The sequence below is a fragment of the Erythrobacter sp. YT30 genome (assembly GCF_001542875.1).
In the GTDB taxonomy this organism is placed as follows: Bacteria; Pseudomonadota; Alphaproteobacteria; order Sphingomonadales; family Sphingomonadaceae; genus Erythrobacter.
The window spans coordinates 1,249,508-1,270,640 of sequence record NZ_LMAF01000002.1 but is presented as its reverse complement, the minus strand read 5'-3'; the positions used below and the strand labels follow the sequence as shown (position 1 = coordinate 1,270,640).

The following is a 21,133-nucleotide window of genomic DNA, read 5'->3' as shown; positions in this document are numbered from 1 at the left end:
CTATCAGGCCCCCATCCGCATGATTTCTTGATAGGCCGACAACAGCTTGTTGCGCACTTGCAGCGTTGCTTCAAATGCGATGCCGGCTTCCTGCCGCGCGATCATGACCTGGGCGATATCGGTGACTTCGCCGCGCTCATATCCAGCCTGCATCTCGCCCGAATGCTTTTGAACAGCGCTCACATCCTGGATCGCATCTTTGAGCGTGTCGGCAAAACCTGTTGCCGGCATGGACGAGTCGCCACCAATACCGCTTGCTGCGCGAACGTCCTGTAGAGCTTGCGAGCGCGACAGGATCTGTTTGCGCAGCGCCATGACATCGGCGACACCCCAGTTGGAGGGAATGGAGTTCATAATTTGCCTCCTGCTTTCAAAAGCCCGGATTCGCGCATCGAAGCCAGTCGGTAGCGCAAGGTTCGCTCCGATATGCCGAGGCTTTGCGCAGTGCGGGCGCGATGGCCGTTATGGCTGTCGAGCGCTTCGAGGATGGCGGCGGCTTCGGATCGAAACGCAACATCGGAAAGAGAGGCGGCACCTGTATCCAATGCGCCCTGGACACTGGATGCGCTGCCAGATTGGTCGCTCATCGACCTGACCGGTTGGTCAAATACAATATGCTCAGCCTCGATCATCGGCGCATCGCCTGCAAGCAGGATCGCGCGGCGGATTACATTCTCGAGCTCACGCACATTGCCTGGCCAGGCATGAGCTTCGAGCAAGCCAATCGCATGACCGGTGATCCAGTTGGGCAGGCTCTCTGCATCGGCCCGCTCGCATGCGTGTCGCAGCAGCATACCGAATGCGAGCGGCGCAATATCGCCCTGCCGATCCCTCAGCGCCGGGATTTCGAGCGGGAAGACATTGAGCCTGTAAAGCAAGTCTTCGCGAAAATTTCCGAGCGCCACTTCATCTGCGAGGGTGCGGTTGGTGCAGGCGACAATGCGCACGTCAATCTTGATGGGCGTGGTCGCGCCGAGCGGTAGGACTTCCCCCTCCTGTAAGGCTCTCAGCAATTTGGCCTGCAAAGCGAGCGGCAATTCGCCAATCTCATCGAGCAGCAAAGTCCCGCCATCTGCCGCGCGGAACAGTCCCTCGCGCGCTTCGCCTGCGCCAGTGAACGCTCCCTTGCGATGGCCGAACAGCAGCCCTTCCAGCATCGCTTCGGGCATGGCAGCGCAATTGACCGCGACAAATGGACCATCGCGTCTGGGTGACAAGCGATGGACAAAGCGCGCGAGCACTTCTTTGCCGGTTCCTGTCGGCCCTTCGAGGAGAACAGGAATTTCGCTACCAGCAATGCGTTCTGCCAATGTCAAAAGCGCAAGGCTCTTGTCGTCGCGCGCAATCGGCCAGCCGCCTTGGGCTGCGCAAGCGATGAAAGCTGCGCGTGCAAGGTCCCGGCTGTTTTCACCATATCTGAGCGCGAGGCGCGATCCGGAATGGCGGGCAACGCTTGGAGCCGCGTCAAATCCCAGATCAAGTTCGATAGCATCTTTCGGGCGGCCACCGCGAGGGATATCAAAGCGCCCCTCTTCCCCAAGCATAAGGCGCGCTCGCTGCCACTGCCTGCCCAGTAAAGGCAAAACTGTGTCGAGCAGGGCCGCATGACGGGCCTCAATCCCTTCGGACCCATGAATAGCTGCCGTGATGCATTGCGTGACATCCCCATCCAATCTTGAATGCGGCAATGCATCGCCTTCACGCGCACGAAACGCTGGTTTAGGTTGCGAGGGATTAGGCATATTGCGGCACCGATGGGTTATCCTTTTGCCGCATTGCGCGGCTTCGGCATGGATTTGCCGCACGGCCATCCAAAATAGCGGAAATTTAAGCCCCCGTAGGAGCCCTTAGCCTCGAGATTTCTCGGAATTTTGTCAGCGTCGTACGTGCGCTCGCGGGCGCATTCCCGGCAAAAGACAGCGTTTTTGGCCTGCCAATCGAGGATACCCCTTAAACATCCCGGCCAATGGTCGCTCTTAGTCACAGCAGCGGCGGGAATTGTCGTCCTGCTGGATCAAGTTTTTGCAAGACCACTAGGAGAAATGACCAATGTCAGTAATTAACACCAATATCTCGGCCCTGCGCGCCCAGAACGCGAGCATGTATGCCAACAAGCAATTGGGCGATGCGATGGAACGCCTGTCGACCGGCAGCCGCATCAACAGTGCAGCTGACGATGCTGCAGGCCTTTCGATCGCGACCGGCTTTACCTCACAAATTCGCGCGCTCAACCAAGGTATCCGCAACGCGAATGATGGTATCGCACTTGCTCAGACTGCAGAAGGTGCGCTGGATGAAGTGTCGAACATGCTTCAGCGCGTTCGTGAACTTGCTGTGCAATCTCAGAACGGCACGCTCGATGATACCGATCGCGGCTTTCTGGACACCGAAGTTGAGGAACTTGCTGCTCAGATCGACGATATTCTGAGCAACACCGAATTTAACGGCGTCTCGCTGTTCAGCACCACCAGCGGCACCGATGTAAGCGTCAACATTCAGATTGATGCGGGTCGTTCGATCACTGTGACGAGTACGGCAATCGATAACACCAACCTTGACGCTGCCGGTCTTGATGTCAGCACCTCGGGCAACGCAGCGACGGCAATCACGAACGTCGATGCTGGCCTGCAGGCGGTGAACACCGCGCGTTCGTCGCTCGGTGCTGGTCAGAACCGTCTGGAATCGGCTATTAATAATCTGACGACAACCACGACCAACCTGACCGACGCACGTTCGCGGATTGAAGATGCTGACTTCTCAGCTGAATCGACCGCGCTTGCGAAGGCTCAGATCCTTGGTCAGGCTTCGACTGCCATGTTGGCCCAAGCCAACCAGTCGCAACAGAACGTGTTGTCGCTGCTGCGGTAAGCGATACATCACTATTCGTTCGGTTTTATCGGACGGTGGGGAGCCCGGGAGCTTGGAAAGCTTCCGGGTTTCTTTTTGGGGTTGGGTGCGGGTTTCAGCGGACAACTGGAGCTCGGCTAGCTAGGACGCCATTCGGTCCTGCCACTCAATCACTTCGAGGTAATTGCGCAGCCGGTTTTCCTCGATCCGCGCAATCAGGGGATTGGCGTGATAGGGCAGGAGAAATTGCGCCAGCGCCTCCGACCATTCGGCACTCGCATCAAATATGATGCCAAGGCCCAGCACGGCCGGCACGTGAACATAATAGAGCGGGCGCTCCTCGCAGTCAGCTTCCTTCAAGAAGTCTTCTACTGCTGTCAGAACGCCATTGCGATCACCGCCTGCTTCAAGCGCGACGGCAAAATTTCCCATCCCGCGAAGACCGCGCCCGCGCAGGGCCACCTCTTCACCCAGCTTCACTCCATGGTCGAAGCTGTGCGGATGAAGCCAGCCACGGGGAATACGCGAGGGATAGTAATAGAAATCGCGCCGCGCGCACGGCCATGAGACGTCGTGCAGAAAGGCAAGTAGCGGCCTTCCCGCTTTGCGCTGAGCCGCATCGATCAGCTTCAGTTCGTGATAAACGGTGTAGTAATTGTGATCGCCATCGACGAACCAGGCATCGGCAGCGTCGCAGTCTTCCAGCGCTTGAAGGCTGGGTTCAGCGATGTGAGCAACGTGGGCTTGGCTTCTAGCCCAATCGGCAAAGCCTGCTTCGGGTTCGGGGTCGATACAGGTAAGCCTCCCACCCTTTTCAGTGCAGCGTTCGGCCAACACCTTTGACATGCCGCCTGTTTCGCTCCCGATCTCGGCAATGTTGATGGCATGGGCAAGATCGAGTGAGGGCAAGATCAGCGGAGCAAATTCCGACATCGAATGGATGAGGAGCTGGCTCATGCCGCAACGCCTTCAACCCTGCGCGATTGTTGTGTGAGTGCAGATGATTGCGCACGCTCGCGAATAGGGCGTAGCACGATTTCCACCATGTCATCGCTATCGCGCGGCACCAGCTGATCGGCGGAAATGAACAGCAATCCTGCGGCATTTGCGCATTCATAGATGCCTGGAGCATGCTCATTCATACCATCGGCAATCGGCTTGAGGCGCTCCGGCGTGTCATCATTTTCAAGCCCGCCGCGCAGACTTTCGACACTCGCGCGGGTGACACTGACAATTTCGACCCATTCGAACGCCGAGCCAAGGCCAATCGCTATACCGCTTTGATTGTCGCCAACCGGCAAGCGCGCGGCGAAACACCCATCATGGGTCGCGCGCGCCTCGATCTGGCTCACCGTCTGGTTGGACGCGCCCACATAATAGGCCGGCAACGAGATCGCGCGCGGTGCATGGTCAGTGAAGGTCAGACCAAGGCCGTATCGCTTCTGCAAAAACAGCGACAATCGTGTCGCCATGTCCTCGCTGGCCATCTCCGCGGGCAAAAACATGCGCGCAGAACCCTTCATGTAAAACAGCCCGCGTCGCCGCATTCCTTCAGCTGCAAATTCGGGCTTGAAGAGCGGGACTACGCGCTCACTTCCCATGTTGATGTCGTGCTCAAAATCCTTGAGCACTTCGAGTTCGCCGGGCTGCGGGAGAAAAAGAAACCGGGTGAGAACGTTCGCCGCTGTTTCGCGCCATCCTTCTTCCTCGTGCGAGTTATGCTGACGAATGATTGGAGGGTTCATGGCAGCTTTGGCAAAGGCGACCACCCCTTTTTGGACTGCGTCTCGGACATTGCTTTGCCTGCCTTTGACGCCGCTGCCCTTGCGGATCGGATCGCCCGATTTGGTGTAATCAATGACGGAGCCGAGTTCGTACGTCGCAAGCTGTTCAATCACAGCGACATTGCCGCACAGGGCTTCGAGCAGGCCGGGATCAAAATGGCGCACATCAAGCATGCCCTTTTTGTCTAGCCCGGTCGCGCTCATTTCACGCAGCAACAAGTAACGCCCGGCAACATGGCATTCAAAAGCCTCGCTCAAAATGCCGTCGATCTGGTTTTGCGCCGAACCATTGTAGCCGAGATCGACCAGCATCAGCGTGTCGCCGGGCTTTGGATCAGCGGCTGCGCGGACATGTTCGATCAGCCGATCCGCATACTCGCGGGCGCGTCGGCGGGTGAGCTTTTGCCGTTTGCCGCTGCGCAATTCCGCGTGAAGACGCTGAGCGGCGGCAAGCATCTCGTCATCGGTTTGGGGATTGCCGACATGCTGCGCGATTTCAGCTTGGGTAAAGAGCATCTGCCGCGCAAGAGTGCTGGGATTGAGCCCGAACTCGAGCGCGACGTGGCGCTCATACACTGCGCGATCGGATAGCGCCGCTGCCGTTGCTGCATAACGGCTAATTTCAACCCGTGCCGTGCTCGCAGCCTCCCCGCACGCCGAATGCACCAGATGCGGCAAGTGTCCATCCCGCAGCATGAAGAGCCAATGAACCCTGCCGCCGCGCCTTTTCTCCAGAGCCTCTGCCTCGGCCCGCAACCAGTTTTCATAAGCATGGAACACCGGGCCGAGCACAGTATAGCCCAGCCGTTCAGCCGGATCATCAATCGTCCATTCGTCGCGCGCTATCAGAGCGCGTTGCATTTGCAGCCCAGCAATCCCTGTCTTGCAATCGCTTCCGATTGACTGACAGGCACGCTCAAAACGCAGGCGTTGCCGCGCATCTTCGGTGAATTGGAGCAGCAGCAATGCCAAGACGCCAAGGCTGCGAGAAGCGTCGTAGTCTGCAGTCGCATTATCGCCGATATGCAAGGCCTCGGTGTGCTTGCATTTCATTGCCTTCAATGCCTTGGCGAGTAGCCCTTCGGATTTGGAGATTCCCATTTCACTGGACGCGAAAACGCGGTCGATCAGGCCAGCCACGTCTTCCCCGGCTGACGATCGAATTAGCTCGATTAGTTCGCGCGCATCCAGATAAGTATCCGATACGATGATGACTTTAAGCCCGCGCGACTTTGCCTCGCGCATTAAGGCGACAGTCGGTTCAAACGCAAAACAGGTGCGCGCTTCCAACGCTCTTTCCTCGGCAATGGCGTTCGCAATCGCATGGGCATCGCCATTGGGCATTGCGTGGCCATAAATGGCCTCCAGACCCACTTCATTGCGCTGGTGGCGGGCGAATTCAGCCTTGCGCGCAAAGGCTTCTGCGGCAGATCGCTGCATCGGCAAGACGCTTTCAAGCCCGGCAAACAGATCGCGCGGGGAATGGCAATCGCGCCAAAGCAGCGTATCGAAACAGTCCAGCGAAAGCACTTTCACATCCGCTGGCGCTCTATCGAGCGCGCGCGGCATTTCATGCGGCAGGATTGTTTCGGTCATTGATCACTCCTTAAGCCGCGGTTTGCGGGCAGGCTGAGAGTGATAAACGAACGCAGTTTATGAGCCTGAGGTGCCCGCCTCCGAGCTTGTCCTTAGGGACGTTTCCGAGGGCCGAGTAGATGACGCCTGGGCCTCTGGTCTGCGACGGCGCTGAATACGTCCCGGAGTCTGGTTCTCAAGCAACAGAAGCGAGATGCGGCGATTGCGCGGGTCGGCGGGATTATCTTCCACCAAAGGCTCTCGGTCCGCAACGCCTTCAATCCTGGCAAAGCGTTCCGCCTCCAGCCCATTGCGCATCAGCGATTGCCGGGTCGCTTCGGCTCGACCGGCGGAAAGCGACCAATTGTTCGCGACAATTCCATCGCGCCAAGGAAGGGAATCCGTGTGGCCGCGCAAGATCAAGGGCACGCCCGGTTCTGACAGGACATCCCCCATCACTTCCATCAGCCCGCGCGCTTCTTGCGTAAGGACGGTGGTGCCGAGCGCGAACATCGAGAAATCGGCGTCATCAACCAGATCAATGCGAATGCCGTCGGGCGCGCGCTTCACGCGCACCTGCTTTACAAGATGCGAGATATCTCGGCGCTGTTTCAACTTCTCGGTGATCGCCTTTTCCAGATCCTTTACTCGCTGTTCGGCGTTTTCATCGCCAGCACCACCCTCCACGGGGCCACCTTTTGCACCTTTTGGAATGGTGATCGTCCGCGTACCGGTCTGCCCGCCCTTGTTGGGATAATTGTCTACGTCGGTGATGGAGGACCCACCCAGCATGCCGTCAGAGCCCGCGCTTTGTTGCCGGGTTTTGACGAGCGTGGGGGTGAAATAGTCGGCGATGCCTTTGCGCTGGTTCTCCTCTGTCGCGCCGAGCAGCCATAGCAACAGGAAAAAGGCCATCATTGCGGTGACAAAATCGGCATAGGCGACTTTCCACGCGCCGCCGTGATGCCCGGCCTCTTCAATCGCGATCTTCTTTACGATGATCGGCGCGACCGGCCCTGATGCAGCTTCGGCTTCAGACATCGTTACTTGCCACGCAGCATATCCATGAGCTCGGTAAGCTTTGGACGATGAGCCGGGGGAAGTCCGGACCGTGCTGCTTCGAGCACCATCGGCTGAGGATAGCCATGAAGGCTGGCGACAATGACCTGCTTGATCGAATGATAGATCTGCGCGTCATGCGCGTTGATCTGCTTCAAACGGCTCGCCATCGGACCGGCAAAACCGTAGGCCAGAAGTACGCCGAGAAATGTCCCGACCAATGCCCCGCCAATCATCTTGCCGAGGATTTCAGGCGGCTGATCAATCGACGCCATCGTTTTGATAACACCCAGCACGGCCGCGACGATGCCGAGTGCAGGGAAAGCGTCAGCCATCGACTGAATCGCATGCTCCGGTTCGTGCATTTCGTGGAGTTGGCTCTTGATCGCCTGGTCAATGATCTCTTCGACCGCATGCGTCTCCAGCGTCCCGCTCGATACCACCATCAAGGTTAGCGGATCACATATCATATCACGTATGACGGGATCGTTTTGAAGCGTGGGATATTCGCTGAAAATGGTTGAGTTTTCAGGTTCGGTTACGTGACTTTCCAGGGCCACCGCGCCTTCTGATCGCAGCAATTTCATCAAATTGCTGGTCAGCGCGATCACATTGAGATGATCTTGATCCGAGTACTTCTGCCCCTTGAAAACCTTGGCAAACCCGCCGCCAAGCAGCTTTATCTCGTGCATCGAATTGCCGATGAAAACTGCGCCCAGTGCGGCACCGCCGATCATCATGAATTCGAGCGGAAGCGCAGCGAGAATCGGCCCCATAGAGCCGCCCGCCAGCGTAAATCCGCCAAAAACCATGACGATGAGAACAACGATGCCGATCGCGGCAAACACTCAAAAGGCCTCCTTAGTTCTTAGCAGCAGCGGCGCTGGGTTAGATCGCGTTGAAAAGGGTCAGCGTGCTGACCCGAGCGAAGGATGCCTGGCTGGCTTCGAGTGCAGTCAGTGTCTGTTGAAGGCGCGCAACCGCATCGGCGATATTCGTGTCACCCACTTGGCTACGCTGCTCGGCCGTCGCGATATCGCGTTCGGCCTGATTATCCTGCACCACCTCAACCCATGCAGCGCGCGTGCCGAGGACAGCCTGATTGCGAGTGATCGTGTCGAGCGCGGCATCTAGTCCGTCGACTTGAGCAAGGGCTGCGGCCGCAACACCCGGTCCGCCTGCGCGGAAAGCATCCACCAAATTGCCGAACACGGCGAAAGTATCCGTAGTCGTCCCGCCAACATCGAATTCGAACACCTGCCGGCCCGTCACACCCCGTTCAATCTCGGTTCCCGGCGCGACAGGTACCGCGCCCACATCATCATTGCCGTTGTAAATCACAGTGCCGCTCGCATCGCGGATAAAGGCAGGGCCTGCCGCAGTTCCGGCAAACAAAGGCTCACCCGTCAGCGTCAGGCCGTTGGCGCGGGTGAATAGCTCTTCACCCAATTGCTCCAACTCCTCCGCAATCGCAGCGCGCGCGGTGTCATCTAGCGTGTCGGTCGATCCTCTAACGGTGAGTTCCTTCGCGCGGATCAGGATATCAGCAACACCTCCCACTTGATCGGCTGCAAAGTTGAGATCCTGCTCAAGCTTATCGGCATTGTCCTGCTGAATATCGCCAAGCACCTCGACGCGCGATAAAGTGCGCAGGCGTGCTGCTGCTGCTGGATCCTGCGATCCGCGGTAAATTCGCTGGCCCGTGGCGATCTGCGTTTGCAGATCTTCAAGAGAATCGCGCAACGTGTTCATCTGCGCGACCGAGCGCGTGTAGTAAGCGCCTGTTGATGTGCTGACTGTGGACATGGGGGCAATTCCTCTCGGCTATTTCGACGCTATCTGAGGCCCAGGATCGTATCGAAGACTTCGACCGCGACCTGAATAACGCGGCCATTCGCTTCAAAACTCTGCTGAAGACGCACGAGATCGGTTGCTTCGGTGTCTAGATTGACCCCGGTTTCCTCAAGCAATTGCGCTTCGGCCGCTTGCGATACGATCCGCAGACCATCGCGCCTGGTTTCAGCGCCTGCTGTTCGGCTCGAGAGTCCCAAAAGCAGCGTGTCTGTTCCTTGGATCGGTCCGGCATCATCGCCGATTGCAGTGATAAGATTGCCGAGCACGGTCGTATCGCGGCTACCCGCTGGCGATCCTGCAGGCGCGGTTACCAATTGCGATCCGGATGTGAGCGCCAGCGCAATATCGCTCGCCTGACTGCCTGAGAAAAGCGGCTGACCGGCAGCGCCGTCTACATCAACACCACTGGCTTGTGCGGCATTGGATCGGCTGATGACTTCGCCTGCGATCGCATCGAGTTCTGTTTGAAGGCTAGCCTGCTCTTGCAGCGCTTCAGCCCGGCCCGCCATCGCGCCGCTGGCGGGATCGACCGCAGTGCCATCAATGGCGAAACTGGCCGTTCCATCGGGCGCGATCGTCGCAGTGAATGTGCTCGCGACCGGGCCAGAAACAAGCAATTCAGTAGGAGTTCCGGCAAGGCGCACTTCGGCAACGCCTTTTCCGGAAAAACTAACGGAGACACCAAGCTCTTCCGAAATGCCGCGCAAAGCCTTGTCGCGCGCATCCAGAAGCGATGCCAGTCCGGCAGACCCATCGCGTGCAGCAACGATGTCTGCGTTGATCCGCGCCAGTTCATCCAAATCACTTTGCAGCCCACCCACCTCGGCAGTGAGATCAGACTGCATCAACTGCCGTGCATCGGACAAAGACTGATTGGCGAGCTGAAACGTGTTGGCCAGTTGGCGCGCGCTTTCGATTGTGGTGGTGCGCAGGTTTGCATCGGTGGGATCGCTTTCGAGCCGCACCAATGCAGCCTCAAAATCGACCAGACTTCCAAACAACCGTGATTTCTCAAGCGCGGCTTCACTCGTTTGAAGTCCAGTGAACAATGCCTCGGTTCGTTCCAGATCAGAGCTCGCATTGCGCGCCTGCAGCTGGACAAGTTCGCTTCCGCTCCGACTGATGCCTCCGATGCGAACACCTCCCAAGGAGTCGGCTGAGTTGAGGCCAATCGTCGCGGTCATCACCAACTCGCTCTGACCCAGAGTGCGGCGCGCATAATTGGGGTTGGACGCATTGGCGATGTTCTGCGCGGTCAGCTCCAAAGCCGCGCGGGACGCCTTTGCGCCCGATGCACCGATATTGAGAAGAGCCAGAGGCATGGGTCGTTCCTATCGCTTAAGGTTTTGTGTCGGATGGTGTGGCAGGAAGATATTGCGCAAGCTGTTCTTCAATGCTCCGTGCAAACCCGAAGGAACCTGAATTTGCCGCAATTTCAGCAAATTGTTCATCGCGCATCTGGGCCCAGGTTTCGCGTCCGCCGCCGTTCAGGGGGGTGTCGTCCTTGGCAAAGCTGGTTGCACGGGCTGCTTCCAAAAGGCGGCGCACCATTATGGCTTCAAAGCCTTCGGCAACCTTGCGCAACTGCTCCTGCTCGCGAGAAAGCGCTGGCGGTTTGGCGACAGGTGACGTGCTCTCGATTTTCATCACAGCACCACCATTTCAGCCTGCAAAGCGCCTGCTTGCTTGAGGCTTTCGAGGATAACGACAAGGTCTGCCGCGCCCACACCCAGCAGATTGAGGGCATCCACAATCTCGCTGAGCGAGGCGGCACCGGGCACAAGTGCCAAACGGCTGTCCTCTTGTTCAACGGCGATATCGCTCTGCTCTTCAACGGCAGTGACGCCATTGCCGAACGGTGCCGGTTGAACGACACGAGGGGCCTCATCAATGCGGATGACGAGCTTGCCATGGCTGACGGCAGCGGGGGACAATCGCACCGCCTCATTGATGACGACAGTGCCTGTGCGGCTGTTCACGATCACCTTTGCTGCGACAGGCGCAGGCGTAACATTCAGCATTTCGATTTGCGCCAGCTTCGCCGCTCGTTCATCATTTCCAAATGGCAAAGCAAGCTCGATGCTGACACCATCGGCAATGCTCGCTGTGCCGGGAAATCGATCGTTGATCGCATCGCGCACGCGGCTCGCCGTAAGAAAATCAGCTTCGTGAAGATTGAATTTGAGTGTCCCTTGCCGGTCGAACCCTGTCGCCACCGAGCGCTCAACCGTCGCGCCATCGGCAATCCGACCAACCGTTGGGACATTGACCGTCAATTGCGACCCATCGCGGCCCGACACGCCCAATCCGCCGACAGCAACGCTGCCTTGCGCCATCGCGTAAATCTGTCCGTCCGCACCATAAAGCGGCGTAAGGACCAAGGCCCCGCCGCGAATGCTGCGCGCCTGGCCCAAAGTGGAAACGGTAATGTCGATCGTCTGGCCTGGCTTTGAAAAGGCGGGGAGATCAGCTGTCACAATAACAGCGGCGGCGTTCCGCAGATTTGGGTTGACCCCTTGCGGCAGCTGCAGCCCTAAGCGGCCTGAAACACCGCGCATCGCCTCGGTTACATAGGCAAGGTTATCATCCCCTGTCCCTTCAAGCCCAACGACAACGCCGTATCCGGTCAACTGGTTCGATCGCAGTCCCTCGAACTGGCCGAGATCGCGAATACGCTCTGCCGATGCAGGCGTCGGAAAGAACGCGCCAGCAAGAGCAGCAAGCGTCAAAATGAGGATGATCTTTACGTAAGCCATCATCAAAGCGGCGAAATCATGTTGAAGAACCGCGAAAGCCATCCGGGCTTTGATGCCTGTTGCACAGCGCCTTTGCCCGAATAGATGATCCGCGCATTGGCGACCTGTGACGAAGCCAGCCGGTTGTCCGCATCAATATCGACAAGGCGGATGCGGCCAGCAAACTGGACCCATTCATTGCCTTGGCTGAGCGACATCTGTTTTTCTCCGACCACTTCGGCTGTTCCGTTTGGATAAATCGCGGCGATGGTGACAGCGACTGTGCCACTAAGCTGGCTCTGCTGCGCGGCGCTTCCACTTCCTGAGAACGACCCTTGGCCCGAAGGATTAAGGGCATTGGGATTGATAAAGCTCAGTGGACCCGAAGTGGGCGGAGTGAGGGAGAATGATCCATCGCGCTGGGTGTCACCACTCGCGCTTTTGGAAGAATTCGTGTTCTCCACCAAAACGATGGTCACCATGTCACCTAGCCGCCTCGCGCGAGTACCCGTGACAAGGTTCGCATAACCGTCAGTCGATTGATAAATCGCGCCGCGATTGTCGCTTATAGCGGGGTTCGCTGGGATAGGCGCGTTTAACGCTGTCAGTGGCGGCTCTGGAGGAGGCGGCGCGGTAAAGCCAGGTGCCATCTTTCCTTCGAGGCCAAAACAGCCCGACAAAACCAAAGATGCACTGAGTAACAGCGATGCGCGGGCAACACGAGAAATGCTCATCACCCGCCTCACAGCGTCTGGTTCGCGTTGCGGAGCATTTCGTCTACCGCGCTCACCATCCGCGAATTGATTTCATACGCTCGTTGCGCCTCGATAATCTCAACGAGTGCTTCAACCACGTTAACGTTGGAGGCTTCCAGCATACCCTGACGCACATTCCCGCGCCCAAATTCACCAGCTATCCCGAGTTCGACCGGGCCACTTGCTCCAGTTTCGACGAGGAAGTTGTCTCCGATCGAGCGAAGCCCGCGCGGATTGGCGAAATTGGCTATCTGGAGCTGGCCCAATTGCACGGGTTGAGCCTGGCCCGGTTGGACTGCGCTGATCGTACCATCGGGAGAGATCGAGATACTCTCGGTCCCCTGCGGTATCTGCACTGGCGGCGAGACGGCATAGCCTTCCGACGTCACCAACTGCCCCTGCGGCGAAAGAGTGAAATTACCTGCGCGCGTGAACGCGATCTGCCCGCCCGGCGGCAGCTCGACCTGAAAGTAGCCGGGCCCATCAAGCGCCAGATCAAGGCTGTTGCCCGTGGTATTGAGTGTGCCTTGTGCTTCGATCCGCGACGTGCCTTGCACTTGCACGCCCGTCCCAAGATTCAGTCCGACCGCATAGGTCGTCTGGTTGGTCGAGTTTGCACCAGCGACACGCAAGTCTTGATAAGCGAGCGTTGAAAAATCAGCCCGGTTGCGCTTGAAGCCTGTCGTGCTGACATTGGCGAGATTGTTCGCGATCACGCGGATTCGCATATCCTGCGCTTCAAGCCCAGTTCGAGCGACATGCAGAGCGGAAGTTGGCATGGGAAATTCCTTCTAAGATTCAAAACGTCAGCGCAGCGACATCAATCGCGCGCCGGCCTCGTCAATTTCAGTGGCGGTGCTCATCACTTTGAAGCGCTGTTCAAAGCTGCGCTGCGCCTCGATCATGGCCACAAGCGTTTCGGCGGTCTCGACATTGGACTGTTCGAGCGATCCTGTGGTCACCAGCGCAGTCGGATCTGCGGGGAGAACCCCGCCGCCGGGAACTTTCAGAAACGTGTCAGTGCCTTTGATTACAGTGCTGCCTTCGGGCGAGACCAGTTTGATCCGGCCCACCTGCTGTGGCTGCGCGCCCGGCGCGTCAGGATCAGCTGCGAGCACGGTACCATCACCGCTGATTGAGACAGGAAAGCCCTGTGGCACCGTGATTGGCCCGCCGCCTATCCCCAAGACGGCAAGTCCCTCGCCATTTTCCAGAAGACCCGTTGCAGAAATCCTCAAATCGCCGCGACGGGAATAAACTTCTCCGCCATTGCCGCCAGGCGTTTGAAACGCGATCAGCCCATCGCCCTGTACCGCAATATCGAGCGGGTTGCCCGTCGGGGCGACGCGCGCTGGCGCCAGATCGGCCCCGCGGACATTGCCTCTCGCAGGCGCGCGCGCTTCCAGGGAACCATCGCGAAGGACCGAAGGCTTCACCGCAAACACTTCCTGGCGAAAGCCGGGCGTCGATGCATTGGCGAGATTGTTCGCCACCATGCGCTGGCGGTTCATCGCCGCATTCGCGCCTGTCAAAGCGGTGTAGATCATCCGGTCCATAGCGTTGGCCTCACTTCAATTACCGCTGAAGGTTGAGGACGGTCTGCGAGATGGCTGTGGCAGTATCCAAAGCCCGTGCATTGGCCTGGAAATTCCGCTGAGCGCCAAGCAGTGCGACAAGCTCACCGGCCAGATCGACATTGGACCGTTCCAATGCGCCGCTGAACAGATCACCGAAATTGCCGCTTGCGGGCGCGCCATAATCTGCTGCGCCGGATTCGCCGGTGGCCTCATACTGCGTCAAACCTAGCGGCCTAAGGCCAGTGGTCGCTGCAAAGCTGGCGAGAGCGACCATCAAAACAGGCTCGGCCGTGCCATCGCCGTAAACTGCAGTCAGGACACCGTCGCCCTCGATTGAGACGCTTGAGAGCGGTGAACCTGCACCGTTCGTAGTGGGAATGGCGATGGTTCCAGGAGTTGTGGTGGTTGGAGCGCCGGTGGCATCGACAGCGAATGCCTGGACGAAATTGCCGTTGGAATCGAGCAAGGCTCCACTTGCATCAATGCGAAAGTTTCCGTTGCGCGAATATGTCTCCGCCGCATTGTTCGGATTGACGCTCACGAAGAAACCGTCGCCGTTGATTGCGATATCAAGTCCGCGCCCGGTCTGCTCAATCGCGCCAAGCGAGAAGTCCTGGGTGATCACTTGCACCGTAGCGCCGATGCCGGGCGTCCGCCGAGGATCGTTACTGGAGCCGCGAGCGATCAAATCGGCGAACGAAGCGTTGCTCTTTTTGAAAGCGACCGTTTCAGCGTTGGCGATGTTGTTCGCGATTACACGAAGATCGGTTTCGGCATTGCGCATACCGGATAGCGAAGTTGCAAAGGACATGGGTTCAGTCTCCTGTGAGGGATGGAATGGAAGTTAAGAAAGGACGGAAATGCGGGGCGCGCTTGGGGCCGTACCACCAGCATTCGCTGATCCTTGGCCAGCATTTCCAGCGGCCGCCTCAGCAGCGGCCTGCGCGGCTTCGGCAGCAGCTCTTTGCGCCTCGATCAGCGCATCGAGCTTTGCCGAGATATCCTGAAGCGTCGCGCTGCTTTCTTCATTGGAGGCTAGCGAGGTGAACTGCGCCATTTGCGCCAGCATCTCTTCATTGCTCGCAGGTTCCAGCGGATCCTGAAACTGCAATTGCGTCGTCATCAGGGTCAGGAAATCGCCAGCATCAAGCGATGCCAGACCGCCGGTATTCGGAAGCACGGATGGCGTGTTGAGCCGATCCAACGTCGCTTCGAGCGTCGCGTTCTGCGTGCCCGATAAAGGGGTAGTGGCCATAATCAATTGCTCCTTAGAGTTTCCAGCATCAGCTGTTTGGCGGTTTGCAGCGCCTGGACGAGGTTCTGGTATTGGCGCGCGGATTCCATGATCTCGACCATCTCGGCGGTTTCATCGATCGGTGCTTCGAACACATTGCCGTCCGCATCAGCGAGCGGGTGGAAGGGATCGTATCGTTTTGTTGGTGCCGTATCAGCGCGCACCAATTGATCGGCGCGCACGCTTGTGAGGCCGGTAGCCCGGTCGAGCTCGGCCTCGAACACGGCGCGGATCGGACGGTAGGCTTCTGCCTCGCTCGTCGTCACCGATCCAGCATTGGCAAGATTGGAAGCAGCTGTGTTCATCCGAACCATCTGCGCAGACATGGCGCGTTCGGTAAGGCCAAACAGGGTCATGCGCGTTTCATTGGGCATGGCCTATTCCCCTTTCAGCGCGCGCGTCATCACGCTCGCTTTGCCTTTCACGAAAGCAAGTGTGGCGCTGTAAGCGACGGCGTTTTCGGCAAAGGCGATCTGTTCGCGGGACAGCTCGACCGTGTTGCCATCCATCGAAGGCATGGTGGGCACTTTATAAACCATGTGCGCATCTGCACTGGCTTCGCGCTGGCCTGACAGGCGTGCATCAAGCGCTTTGCCAAAATCGATATCGCGCGCTTTGTATCCGGGCGTTGCCGCGTTTGCGATGTTGGAGGCGAGCACGCCCATCCGCTGCGATCGCAGCATCAGTGCATCGGCATGAATTCCAAAAACATCCGTACTCATAAGGCCCAAAGCTTCCTTCAATCGGTGCGTGTTCGGTGCGACTTCAAGCCGCGCACTCGATTGTGCAGAAAGCGTGCCAAACCGCTCAATCGGCGGCGGCTCTTGGCAATTTTGCGCGTGGTTCCGAAAAGAGCGGCAATGCTCTGCCGGGTTTGGCAAATTGTTGCATCTCTTGGCCGACCCACTGCGACCGTCAGCGCTGCGCCCCTCCCTTAAATCCCAACTGTTCCTGCCGTTCTCACACACGAGCGGATGATTTGGAGTGGCGACAAACCGATGGGATATGAGTTTTCCGCCCTGTTTGATCTCGGCGCGCTCGTCATTGTGCTGTGTGGGACTTTGCTTGCAACACTTGCACGTTGCGGATGGAGCGATCTGAAAATCGCCTTGCATGCCGCTCTTCGCATGGGTTCGCAGGAATTTGATGTCGCCGAAAACCGCATGGCGCTCGCCCCTTCGGTCAGCGAGATCAATCGCCGAGGGCTCTTGTGCACCGACATACCCATGCCGCCTGACAAATCGCTGGCGAAGGTCGTCATCGCCTACGTGCGGTCTGGTTCGGTGGAAATGCTGGATGCAGCGCGACAATCTGAGCAAAGCAAACGGGAGACGAAAACAGCGCGCGCCGTTCAGACGTTTGATTATGCAGGCGAGCTTGCGCCTGTTTTCGGCCTCGTCGGAACCTTGTTTGCCATCACTCAACTGACCCCGATGGCAGGTGAAGGTGTGGTTGATCTAACCATGGCATCCATTGCCACCGCTGTCTTGTCCTCACTCTACGGCGTCTTGTTCGCGCACCTCATCTGCATTCCAATTGCCCGTGCCATCCACCGCAAAGCGGCACGCGAAGAAGTAGCGCGCGAGGAAATTATTGAATGGCTATCGATCAGCCTTTCCGGCGGCATTCGAAAGGCAAACCGTCAAGGCGCCAGCTCTTGCGGTGAATGCTCGCGGAAGACTGCAGCATGATAACCCGCATCACTGCCAGTTGGCAGCTTATCCTCGCTGACCTTGCGCTTATCCTGTTCCTTGTAACGCTAGCTGCTTTGGCCAGCGCTAATGAGAAGGAGAAGAACGAGCGATCGGTAGCCTTAACTACCGAGACATCCGTGCCTGTTCAGGCGCTCTACCGACCGGTCAAGGGGATCATTCCATTTTCAGATTGGCTCGACGATCAGCCCAATGATCCGCGCGCGCAATTGACGATCTACGCGATTTACACCGCAGCGAACCAGGATGAAATCTGGCAGCAAGTCCGCGCAATGGCATCGGATGCGACGAAGAGAGATATGGCAACCAAAGTGGTGATGACGCGCGGTGAAAGTGGAGCGATCTATGCAAAGATTGCTTTCGATCGGTCTGCCCAGCCGGACAACAACCGCGAGCAGCAAATGGCGCCTACACCGCAGTAATGCGATTACGTCCGGCAGCTTTCGCATCGTAAAGCGCCCGATCCGCACGGGCGAGCGCTGCACGCGTGTCAGTCCCTTCTTCGACCTGTGCGATGCCTGCTGAAAACGTCACTTTGCCGAATGGCCGGCCGGTTTCCTGGTCCATCAAGAGCTTGGCAGCCTGCGCACGGCGAATACGATCGAGCTTTAGGTACGCTGCGTCTTTGTCGAGTCCATAGAACAGCACGACAAATTCCTCACCCCCATGGCGAGCGACAAAGCATTGGTCGTCAGCATTCGCGCTCAAGGTGTTGGCGATTGCGCACAATATGCGGTCGCCCGCATCGTGGCCGTGGCGGTCATTGATTTGCTTAAAATTATCAACATCGCAAAATCCGACGCACAAAGGTTCGTTCTGCGCTAGCGCGCGTTCGGTCGCGGTTACCAGACGTCTCTCGAATGCGCGGCGATTAGGCAGGCCGGTGAGGTGATCAATGTCGGCTTCCATCCGTGCCTTGGCGAGGTTTTCGCGCAACTGGTCGGCTTCGAACTGGCTCTTCTCCATCGCAGCTTCGACCTGTTCGATTCGTTCGATCACCGAACGCGACAGATCAACGACCCGAGAGATTTCGCCAGCGGCATCTTCGCCTCGTTGCACTTTTGCGATGGATTTCACGTTCGCATCAATCGCACCGCGATATTCGCCAGATTCGTCTTTTGCCGATTTTGCTGTCTGGCCAAAGCGGATGAGAGCGTATTCAAGCTGATCCATCAGCTTTTCAATTTCGCCGAGGCGGCTTGTGACTTCGGGATCTTGCCGGATCACTTCATCAAGCCAGCGCTGGTCTATCGGTTGCCCAGACATTTCGCGCTTGGCGAATATCTCGGCCAACTGAGCGTTAGAACCAGAAAGCGCTCCGCAAATTGCGGAGAGGTTCATCGCGTTGACTTCGAGATCATGCCGCGTGGTGAATTGGCTTATTCTGGCTAACAGGTCGAGCCGCGCCTCTAACACGCGCGGGCTAGTGCTCGGCTGTTTTATGCCGTCCGAAGACTGATCATCCTCACCATCGAGTTGAAGGTTTGAAAGTGTTGCCATCGCCAATGATCCCAGATCTGATTTATCCAGGATTGTGTCTAGGCATCCATGACTTAAGCCATTGCGCGACCGATCTACTGGTTTCCACTTAGGCTTTCGGACTGAGGCATCGGTACGAGCGATTTGGCACGGCCTTTGCTGCTTTGGCCGTGTCGATTGAGAATCGCTGTGGTCGTGAACCATGGTCGAATTTTAGAGGTAAGTTCACGCAAATGTTAGTTAATTCTTATTTCCGCCGTGCCTGTGCCGTAAGCTTGGCGTTTGGTGCACTTACTTCGCCATTCATCGCCCAGGCATCTGGGCCGGGCCGCACCGATCCGCGCGCGATTGATGCAGCGGTGGCAGCTTTTACTGGCGCGCAAATCGGCGAGATCGGCGGGGCACGACTTCCCGCCGATCATCGCCTCCAATTGGCCGCCTGTAACGTCCCACTACAGACCGCATGGCACGGCACGAACCGTAGTACCGTGCGAGTGGAGTGTGCTGGCCCTGAAAGCTGGCGCATCTTCATTGCCACGCGCCCTCTACCCAAGCCTGCAAAAGCGGCAAACGCGGTAAAACGCGGCGATCCCATTACGGTTGTAATCAGAGGCCGTGGTTTCTCGGTCCAGCAAACAGGCGAAGCCTTGGAGGCCGGTACGATAGGCGACTGGATCAGCATCAGCACTGCTCGCCAAGCCGATCCTGTTCATGCGCGCATCGAAAGGCCCGGCATCGCGATCATACCGTCAAGCTGACCGCACAAGCGCATTGCCCCTTAAAAGGGGTCTCATACCGCCGTTCTAGGTCTTAGAAATCCACTTGGAGACGCAAAATGCCCTCTTTCGAACTCAGCAAATTGCAGGCGGCAAGCGCCCCTCGCCCGCTGTCCGAAAGCGATCGGACGCAATTGAATGCGCCGCCTTCTTCGCGTGCCACCGGTACGCCATCATCCACTGTCCAGCCCGGCGTCGCCATTGAAATCGGTGAGGCTGTTGATGCGAGCAAGCCGCCATTCGATAATGAGCGGGTGGCACAGATCCGCGACGCCTTGCGCGATGGCAATTACCCTCTCGTTCCAGCCCAGATTGCTGACGCGATGATTGCCGCGCGCCTCAGCTTTTCAATGCCGAAGTAGTTGTGGCAAAGATGACAGCGCGCGTGCCCAACCCTCAGGCTGATCTATCGGCCAATTTGCGGCAAATGATTGCCGTGCTCGAAAATGAGCGGCAAGCGCTTGCCGCGCTGGATGCCGACGATCTGTTCGAAGCGACGCGCGCCAAGGAAGCCCTTTGCGAGGCGCTTGAACCGGTATCGGGCGCTCACTTGACCCCTGAGACACGCGAACTGGTTGAAACTGCGCGGCAGTTGAACGATGTCAATCGCCGCGTGCGCAATCTGCTTGCCGCCAACGTCTCAGCTCGGATTGAAGCATTGGGCGGCACACCGCGCAGCGCTTACACGGCGCAAACCGCACTTGGGTAACATCACCTAGTCGCGCCAGACAGGCAGCCTCTGGCACGCAGTTTGCTCTGTCCGGGTGATGACCCAGCCCCCTCCCATCACTACATCCGCGCGCGCGCCCGAAGCCAATGCTCCATCGGTTGAGCAAGCTATCGCGAACGCCGCCCAGCGCACCAACATCGATTTCGATTTTCTGCTCGCACAGGCGCGGGTCGAATCGGCGATGGACCCGAATGCCCGCGCGCGCACGTCCAGCGCGACAGGGCTGTACCAATTTATCGAGAGCACCTGGCTTGAGACCATGCAGCGTCACGCATCGCGCTTTGGTCTCGGCGATATGGCGCAACAGATTGCGACGACACCGCGCGGAACGGCCTATGTTGCAGACCCTGCGCAGCGAAATGCGATCCTCGCACTGCGTTCTGATCCGCATACAGCATCGCTCATGGCGGCGGGCCTTGCGGAGGATAATCGCGCCGCGCTCACGCCGATCCTTGGCCGCCAACCCGATCATGGCGAATTGTATCTGGCGCATTTCCTGGGCGCTGGCGGTGCGGGCCGGTTCCTGTCCGCCATGGCTGACAATCCCGATGAAAGCGCAGCAGCTCTTTTTAGACACCCAGCTGCCGCCAATCGCGCGATCTTTTACAGAGCGAGCGGCGAGGCGCGCAGCCTTGCAGGAGTAATGGATCTTCTCGATGCGAAGATCGAAAATGCCATGTCGGGCGCGTCCCAATCCACGCCATCGCCGACGCAGCCCTATATCACCGCCAATACTGCAGCCTTTGGGCCGAGCAATCCGCCTACACTGACGCTGCGGAATCGCCCTGTAGCCATGTCAACTGCGCCCACTGCACCAACAGCCCAGCCCATGCCGTCCATGTCGAATGTATTGCGCAGCACCTTTGGCGACCGCTCCGACAGCGATCAAAGCGCCGCCCAGATCAATCGCGCTTACTCCCAGTTGAAAGCGTTCGGCCTGTGAGCGGTTCTGCCCT

General features: G+C 58.2%; 25 protein-coding genes. 7 read left to right on the top strand and 18 right to left on the bottom strand.

The features are described from left to right. Positions 1-3 precede the first annotated feature (3 nt). Both fliE and AUC45_RS10770 read right to left on the bottom strand, forming a co-directional pair. The gene (gene fliE, locus AUC45_RS10775) at positions 4-354 is read right to left on the bottom strand and encodes a flagellar hook-basal body complex protein FliE (protein WP_067602207.1); all 351 of its coding nucleotides are present in this window, start codon (positions 352-354) and stop codon (positions 4-6) included. Next, complete coding sequence (locus tag AUC45_RS10770) at positions 351-1,688, bottom strand: sigma-54-dependent Fis family transcriptional regulator (RefSeq protein WP_233998698.1); 1,338 nt, start codon at positions 1,686-1,688, stop codon at positions 351-353. Before AUC45_RS10770 ends, fliE begins: the two co-directional genes overlap by 4 nt. Positions 1,689-2,049: 361 nt before the next feature. Between AUC45_RS10770 and AUC45_RS10765 the strand changes: the two genes are divergently transcribed. After that, complete coding sequence (locus tag AUC45_RS10765) at positions 2,050-2,868, top strand: flagellin (RefSeq protein WP_067602201.1); 819 nt, start codon at positions 2,050-2,052, stop codon at positions 2,866-2,868. 120 nt (positions 2,869-2,988) lie between these two features. Here AUC45_RS10765 and AUC45_RS10760 read toward each other — a convergent pair whose 3' ends face one another. From AUC45_RS10760 to flgB, 15 genes are read right to left on the bottom strand one after another with little or no spacing between them, the layout of a single operon-like run. Continuing rightward, positions 2,989-3,804, bottom strand: coding sequence for a class I SAM-dependent methyltransferase (locus AUC45_RS10760; RefSeq protein ID WP_067602198.1), 816 nt, complete (start codon positions 3,802-3,804; stop codon positions 2,989-2,991). Then, the gene (locus AUC45_RS10755; RefSeq protein ID WP_067602195.1) at positions 3,801-6,227 is read right to left on the bottom strand and encodes an HAD family hydrolase; all 2,427 of its coding nucleotides are present in this window, start codon (positions 6,225-6,227) and stop codon (positions 3,801-3,803) included. The genes AUC45_RS10760 and AUC45_RS10755 overlap by 4 nt, the downstream gene beginning before the upstream one ends. 57 nt (positions 6,228-6,284) lie before the next feature. Then, on the bottom strand, positions 6,285-7,247 hold the full coding sequence (locus AUC45_RS10750; protein ID WP_067602192.1) for a flagellar motor protein MotB: 963 nt from the start codon (positions 7,245-7,247) through the stop codon (positions 6,285-6,287). A gap of 2 nt (positions 7,248-7,249) precedes the next feature. Next, positions 7,250-8,113: a flagellar motor stator protein MotA gene (motA, locus tag AUC45_RS10745; protein WP_067602189.1), complete on the bottom strand. Its 864-nt coding sequence runs from the start codon at positions 8,111-8,113 to the stop codon at positions 7,250-7,252. A gap of 40 nt (positions 8,114-8,153) precedes the next feature. Continuing rightward, positions 8,154-9,071, bottom strand: coding sequence for a hypothetical protein (locus AUC45_RS10740; RefSeq protein WP_067602185.1), 918 nt, complete (start codon positions 9,069-9,071; stop codon positions 8,154-8,156). A 29-nt stretch (positions 9,072-9,100) separates the two neighbouring features. After that, positions 9,101-10,441 (bottom strand): flagellar hook-associated protein FlgK, encoded by a 1,341-nt coding sequence (gene flgK / locus AUC45_RS10735; RefSeq protein WP_067602181.1) that lies wholly within the window; start codon positions 10,439-10,441, stop codon positions 9,101-9,103. Positions 10,442-10,457: 16 nt separating this feature from the next. Beyond that, positions 10,458-10,766: a rod-binding protein gene (locus tag AUC45_RS10730; protein WP_067602178.1), complete on the bottom strand. Its 309-nt coding sequence runs from the start codon at positions 10,764-10,766 to the stop codon at positions 10,458-10,460. Continuing rightward, positions 10,766-11,878 carry a flagellar basal body P-ring protein FlgI gene (locus tag AUC45_RS10725; protein WP_369815248.1) on the bottom strand — a complete coding sequence of 371 codons (1,113 nt, stop codon included), beginning with the start codon at positions 11,876-11,878 and terminating at the stop codon, positions 10,766-10,768. Before AUC45_RS10725 ends, AUC45_RS10730 begins: the two co-directional genes overlap by 1 nt. Then, positions 11,878-12,588 (bottom strand): flagellar basal body L-ring protein FlgH, encoded by a 711-nt coding sequence (locus tag AUC45_RS10720; protein ID WP_067602175.1) that lies wholly within the window; start codon positions 12,586-12,588, stop codon positions 11,878-11,880. The genes AUC45_RS10725 and AUC45_RS10720 overlap by 1 nt, the downstream gene beginning before the upstream one ends. An 8-nt stretch (positions 12,589-12,596) precedes the next feature. Further along, complete coding sequence (flgG, locus tag AUC45_RS10715) at positions 12,597-13,388, bottom strand: flagellar basal-body rod protein FlgG (RefSeq protein ID WP_067602172.1); 792 nt, start codon at positions 13,386-13,388, stop codon at positions 12,597-12,599. 27 nt (positions 13,389-13,415) lie between these two features. Continuing rightward, positions 13,416-14,165 carry a flagellar basal body rod protein FlgF gene (locus tag AUC45_RS10710; RefSeq protein ID WP_067602169.1) on the bottom strand — a complete coding sequence of 250 codons (750 nt, stop codon included), beginning with the start codon at positions 14,163-14,165 and terminating at the stop codon, positions 13,416-13,418. A 19-nt stretch (positions 14,166-14,184) separates the two neighbouring features. After that, positions 14,185-14,997 (bottom strand): flagellar hook basal-body protein, encoded by an 813-nt coding sequence (locus tag AUC45_RS10705; RefSeq protein WP_067602167.1) that lies wholly within the window; start codon positions 14,995-14,997, stop codon positions 14,185-14,187. A gap of 33 nt (positions 14,998-15,030) precedes the next feature. Beyond that, positions 15,031-15,441 (bottom strand): flagellar hook assembly protein FlgD, encoded by a 411-nt coding sequence (locus AUC45_RS10700; RefSeq protein WP_067602164.1) that lies wholly within the window; start codon positions 15,439-15,441, stop codon positions 15,031-15,033. A gap of 2 nt (positions 15,442-15,443) precedes the next feature. After that, positions 15,444-15,854 (bottom strand): flagellar basal body rod protein FlgC, encoded by a 411-nt coding sequence (gene flgC / locus AUC45_RS10695; protein WP_067602161.1) that lies wholly within the window; start codon positions 15,852-15,854, stop codon positions 15,444-15,446. A gap of 3 nt (positions 15,855-15,857) precedes the next feature. Continuing rightward, entirely contained in the window at positions 15,858-16,202 is a 345-nt protein-coding gene (flgB, locus tag AUC45_RS10690) for a flagellar basal body rod protein FlgB (RefSeq protein ID WP_067602158.1), read from the bottom strand. Between the two features lie 252 nt (positions 16,203-16,454). Between flgB and AUC45_RS10685 the strand changes: the two genes are divergently transcribed. Then, a complete protein-coding gene (locus AUC45_RS10685; RefSeq protein WP_067602155.1) occupies positions 16,455-17,171 on the top strand; it encodes a MotA/TolQ/ExbB proton channel family protein in 717 nt (238 codons plus the stop codon). Continuing rightward, positions 17,168-17,614, top strand: coding sequence for a hypothetical protein (locus AUC45_RS10680; RefSeq protein WP_067602147.1), 447 nt, complete (start codon positions 17,168-17,170; stop codon positions 17,612-17,614). The genes AUC45_RS10685 and AUC45_RS10680 overlap by 4 nt, the downstream gene beginning before the upstream one ends. Here the strand turns inward: AUC45_RS10680 and AUC45_RS10675 are convergent. Beyond that, on the bottom strand, positions 17,601-18,692 hold the full coding sequence (locus AUC45_RS10675) for a diguanylate cyclase (RefSeq protein ID WP_067602143.1): 1,092 nt from the start codon (positions 18,690-18,692) through the stop codon (positions 17,601-17,603). The two genes, AUC45_RS10680 and AUC45_RS10675, sit on opposite strands and share 14 nt — an antisense overlap. 212 nt (positions 18,693-18,904) lie before the next feature. Between AUC45_RS10675 and AUC45_RS10670 the strand changes: the two genes are divergently transcribed. The 4 genes from AUC45_RS10670 (at position 18,905) to AUC45_RS10655 (ending at position 21,120) form a co-directional block, all read left to right on the top strand. Further along, positions 18,905-19,429: a flagella basal body P-ring formation protein FlgA gene (locus tag AUC45_RS10670; protein ID WP_082701086.1), complete on the top strand. Its 525-nt coding sequence runs from the start codon at positions 18,905-18,907 to the stop codon at positions 19,427-19,429. A 77-nt stretch (positions 19,430-19,506) separates the two neighbouring features. Then, the gene (locus AUC45_RS10665) at positions 19,507-19,809 is read left to right on the top strand and encodes a flagellar biosynthesis anti-sigma factor FlgM (protein WP_067602138.1); all 303 of its coding nucleotides are present in this window, start codon (positions 19,507-19,509) and stop codon (positions 19,807-19,809) included. 11 nt (positions 19,810-19,820) lie between these two features. Beyond that, positions 19,821-20,156, top strand: a complete 336-nt coding sequence (locus AUC45_RS10660; RefSeq protein ID WP_156423880.1) for a flagellar protein FlgN — start codon at positions 19,821-19,823, stop codon at positions 20,154-20,156. 58 nt (positions 20,157-20,214) lie between these two features. After that, positions 20,215-21,120 (top strand): transglycosylase SLT domain-containing protein, encoded by a 906-nt coding sequence (locus AUC45_RS10655; protein WP_067602135.1) that lies wholly within the window; start codon positions 20,215-20,217, stop codon positions 21,118-21,120. The last annotated feature ends 13 nt before the right edge of the window (positions 21,121-21,133 follow it).

Bases quoted from the DNA above. Each gene is read 5' to 3' on its own strand.
- fliE (WP_067602207.1), bottom strand. From the start codon at position 354: ATGAACTCCATTCCCTCCAACTGGGGTGTCGCCGATGTCATGGCGCTG.
- AUC45_RS10765 (WP_067602201.1), top strand. From the start codon at position 2,050: ATGTCAGTAATTAACACCAATATCTCGGCCCTGCGCGCCCAGAACGCG.
- AUC45_RS10760 (WP_067602198.1), bottom strand. From the start codon at position 3,804: ATGAGCCAGCTCCTCATCCATTCGATGTCGGAATTTGCTCCGCTGATC.
- AUC45_RS10755 (WP_067602195.1), bottom strand. From the start codon at position 6,227: ATGACCGAAACAATCCTGCCGCATGAAATGCCGCGCGCGCTCGATAGA.
- AUC45_RS10750 (WP_067602192.1), bottom strand. From the start codon at position 7,247: ATGTCTGAAGCCGAAGCTGCATCAGGGCCGGTCGCGCCGATCATCGTA.
- AUC45_RS10740 (WP_067602185.1), bottom strand. From the start codon at position 9,071: ATGTCCACAGTCAGCACATCAACAGGCGCTTACTACACGCGCTCGGTC.
- flgK (WP_067602181.1), bottom strand. From the start codon at position 10,441: ATGCCTCTGGCTCTTCTCAATATCGGTGCATCGGGCGCAAAGGCGTCC.
- AUC45_RS10730 (WP_067602178.1), bottom strand. From the start codon at position 10,766: ATGAAAATCGAGAGCACGTCACCTGTCGCCAAACCGCCAGCGCTTTCT.
- AUC45_RS10725 (WP_369815248.1), bottom strand. From the start codon at position 11,878: ATGATGGCTTACGTAAAGATCATCCTCATTTTGACGCTTGCTGCTCTT.
- AUC45_RS10720 (WP_067602175.1), bottom strand. From the start codon at position 12,588: ATGAGCATTTCTCGTGTTGCCCGCGCATCGCTGTTACTCAGTGCATCT.
- flgG (WP_067602172.1), bottom strand. From the start codon at position 13,388: ATGCCAACTTCCGCTCTGCATGTCGCTCGAACTGGGCTTGAAGCGCAG.
- AUC45_RS10710 (WP_067602169.1), bottom strand. From the start codon at position 14,165: ATGGACCGGATGATCTACACCGCTTTGACAGGCGCGAATGCGGCGATG.
- AUC45_RS10705 (WP_067602167.1), bottom strand. From the start codon at position 14,997: ATGTCCTTTGCAACTTCGCTATCCGGTATGCGCAATGCCGAAACCGAT.
- AUC45_RS10700 (WP_067602164.1), bottom strand. From the start codon at position 15,441: ATGGCCACTACCCCTTTATCGGGCACGCAGAACGCGACGCTCGAAGCG.
- flgC (WP_067602161.1), bottom strand. From the start codon at position 15,854: ATGCCCAATGAAACGCGCATGACCCTGTTTGGCCTTACCGAACGCGCC.
- flgB (WP_067602158.1), bottom strand. From the start codon at position 16,202: ATGAGTACGGATGTTTTTGGAATTCATGCCGATGCACTGATGCTGCGA.
- AUC45_RS10685 (WP_067602155.1), top strand. From the start codon at position 16,455: ATGATTTGGAGTGGCGACAAACCGATGGGATATGAGTTTTCCGCCCTG.
- AUC45_RS10680 (WP_067602147.1), top strand. From the start codon at position 17,168: ATGATAACCCGCATCACTGCCAGTTGGCAGCTTATCCTCGCTGACCTT.
- AUC45_RS10675 (WP_067602143.1), bottom strand. From the start codon at position 18,692: ATGGCAACACTTTCAAACCTTCAACTCGATGGTGAGGATGATCAGTCT.
- AUC45_RS10670 (WP_082701086.1), top strand. From the start codon at position 18,905: ATGTTAGTTAATTCTTATTTCCGCCGTGCCTGTGCCGTAAGCTTGGCG.
- AUC45_RS10665 (WP_067602138.1), top strand. From the start codon at position 19,507: ATGCCCTCTTTCGAACTCAGCAAATTGCAGGCGGCAAGCGCCCCTCGC.
- AUC45_RS10660 (WP_156423880.1), top strand. From the start codon at position 19,821: ATGACAGCGCGCGTGCCCAACCCTCAGGCTGATCTATCGGCCAATTTG.
- AUC45_RS10655 (WP_067602135.1), top strand. From the start codon at position 20,215: ATGACCCAGCCCCCTCCCATCACTACATCCGCGCGCGCGCCCGAAGCC.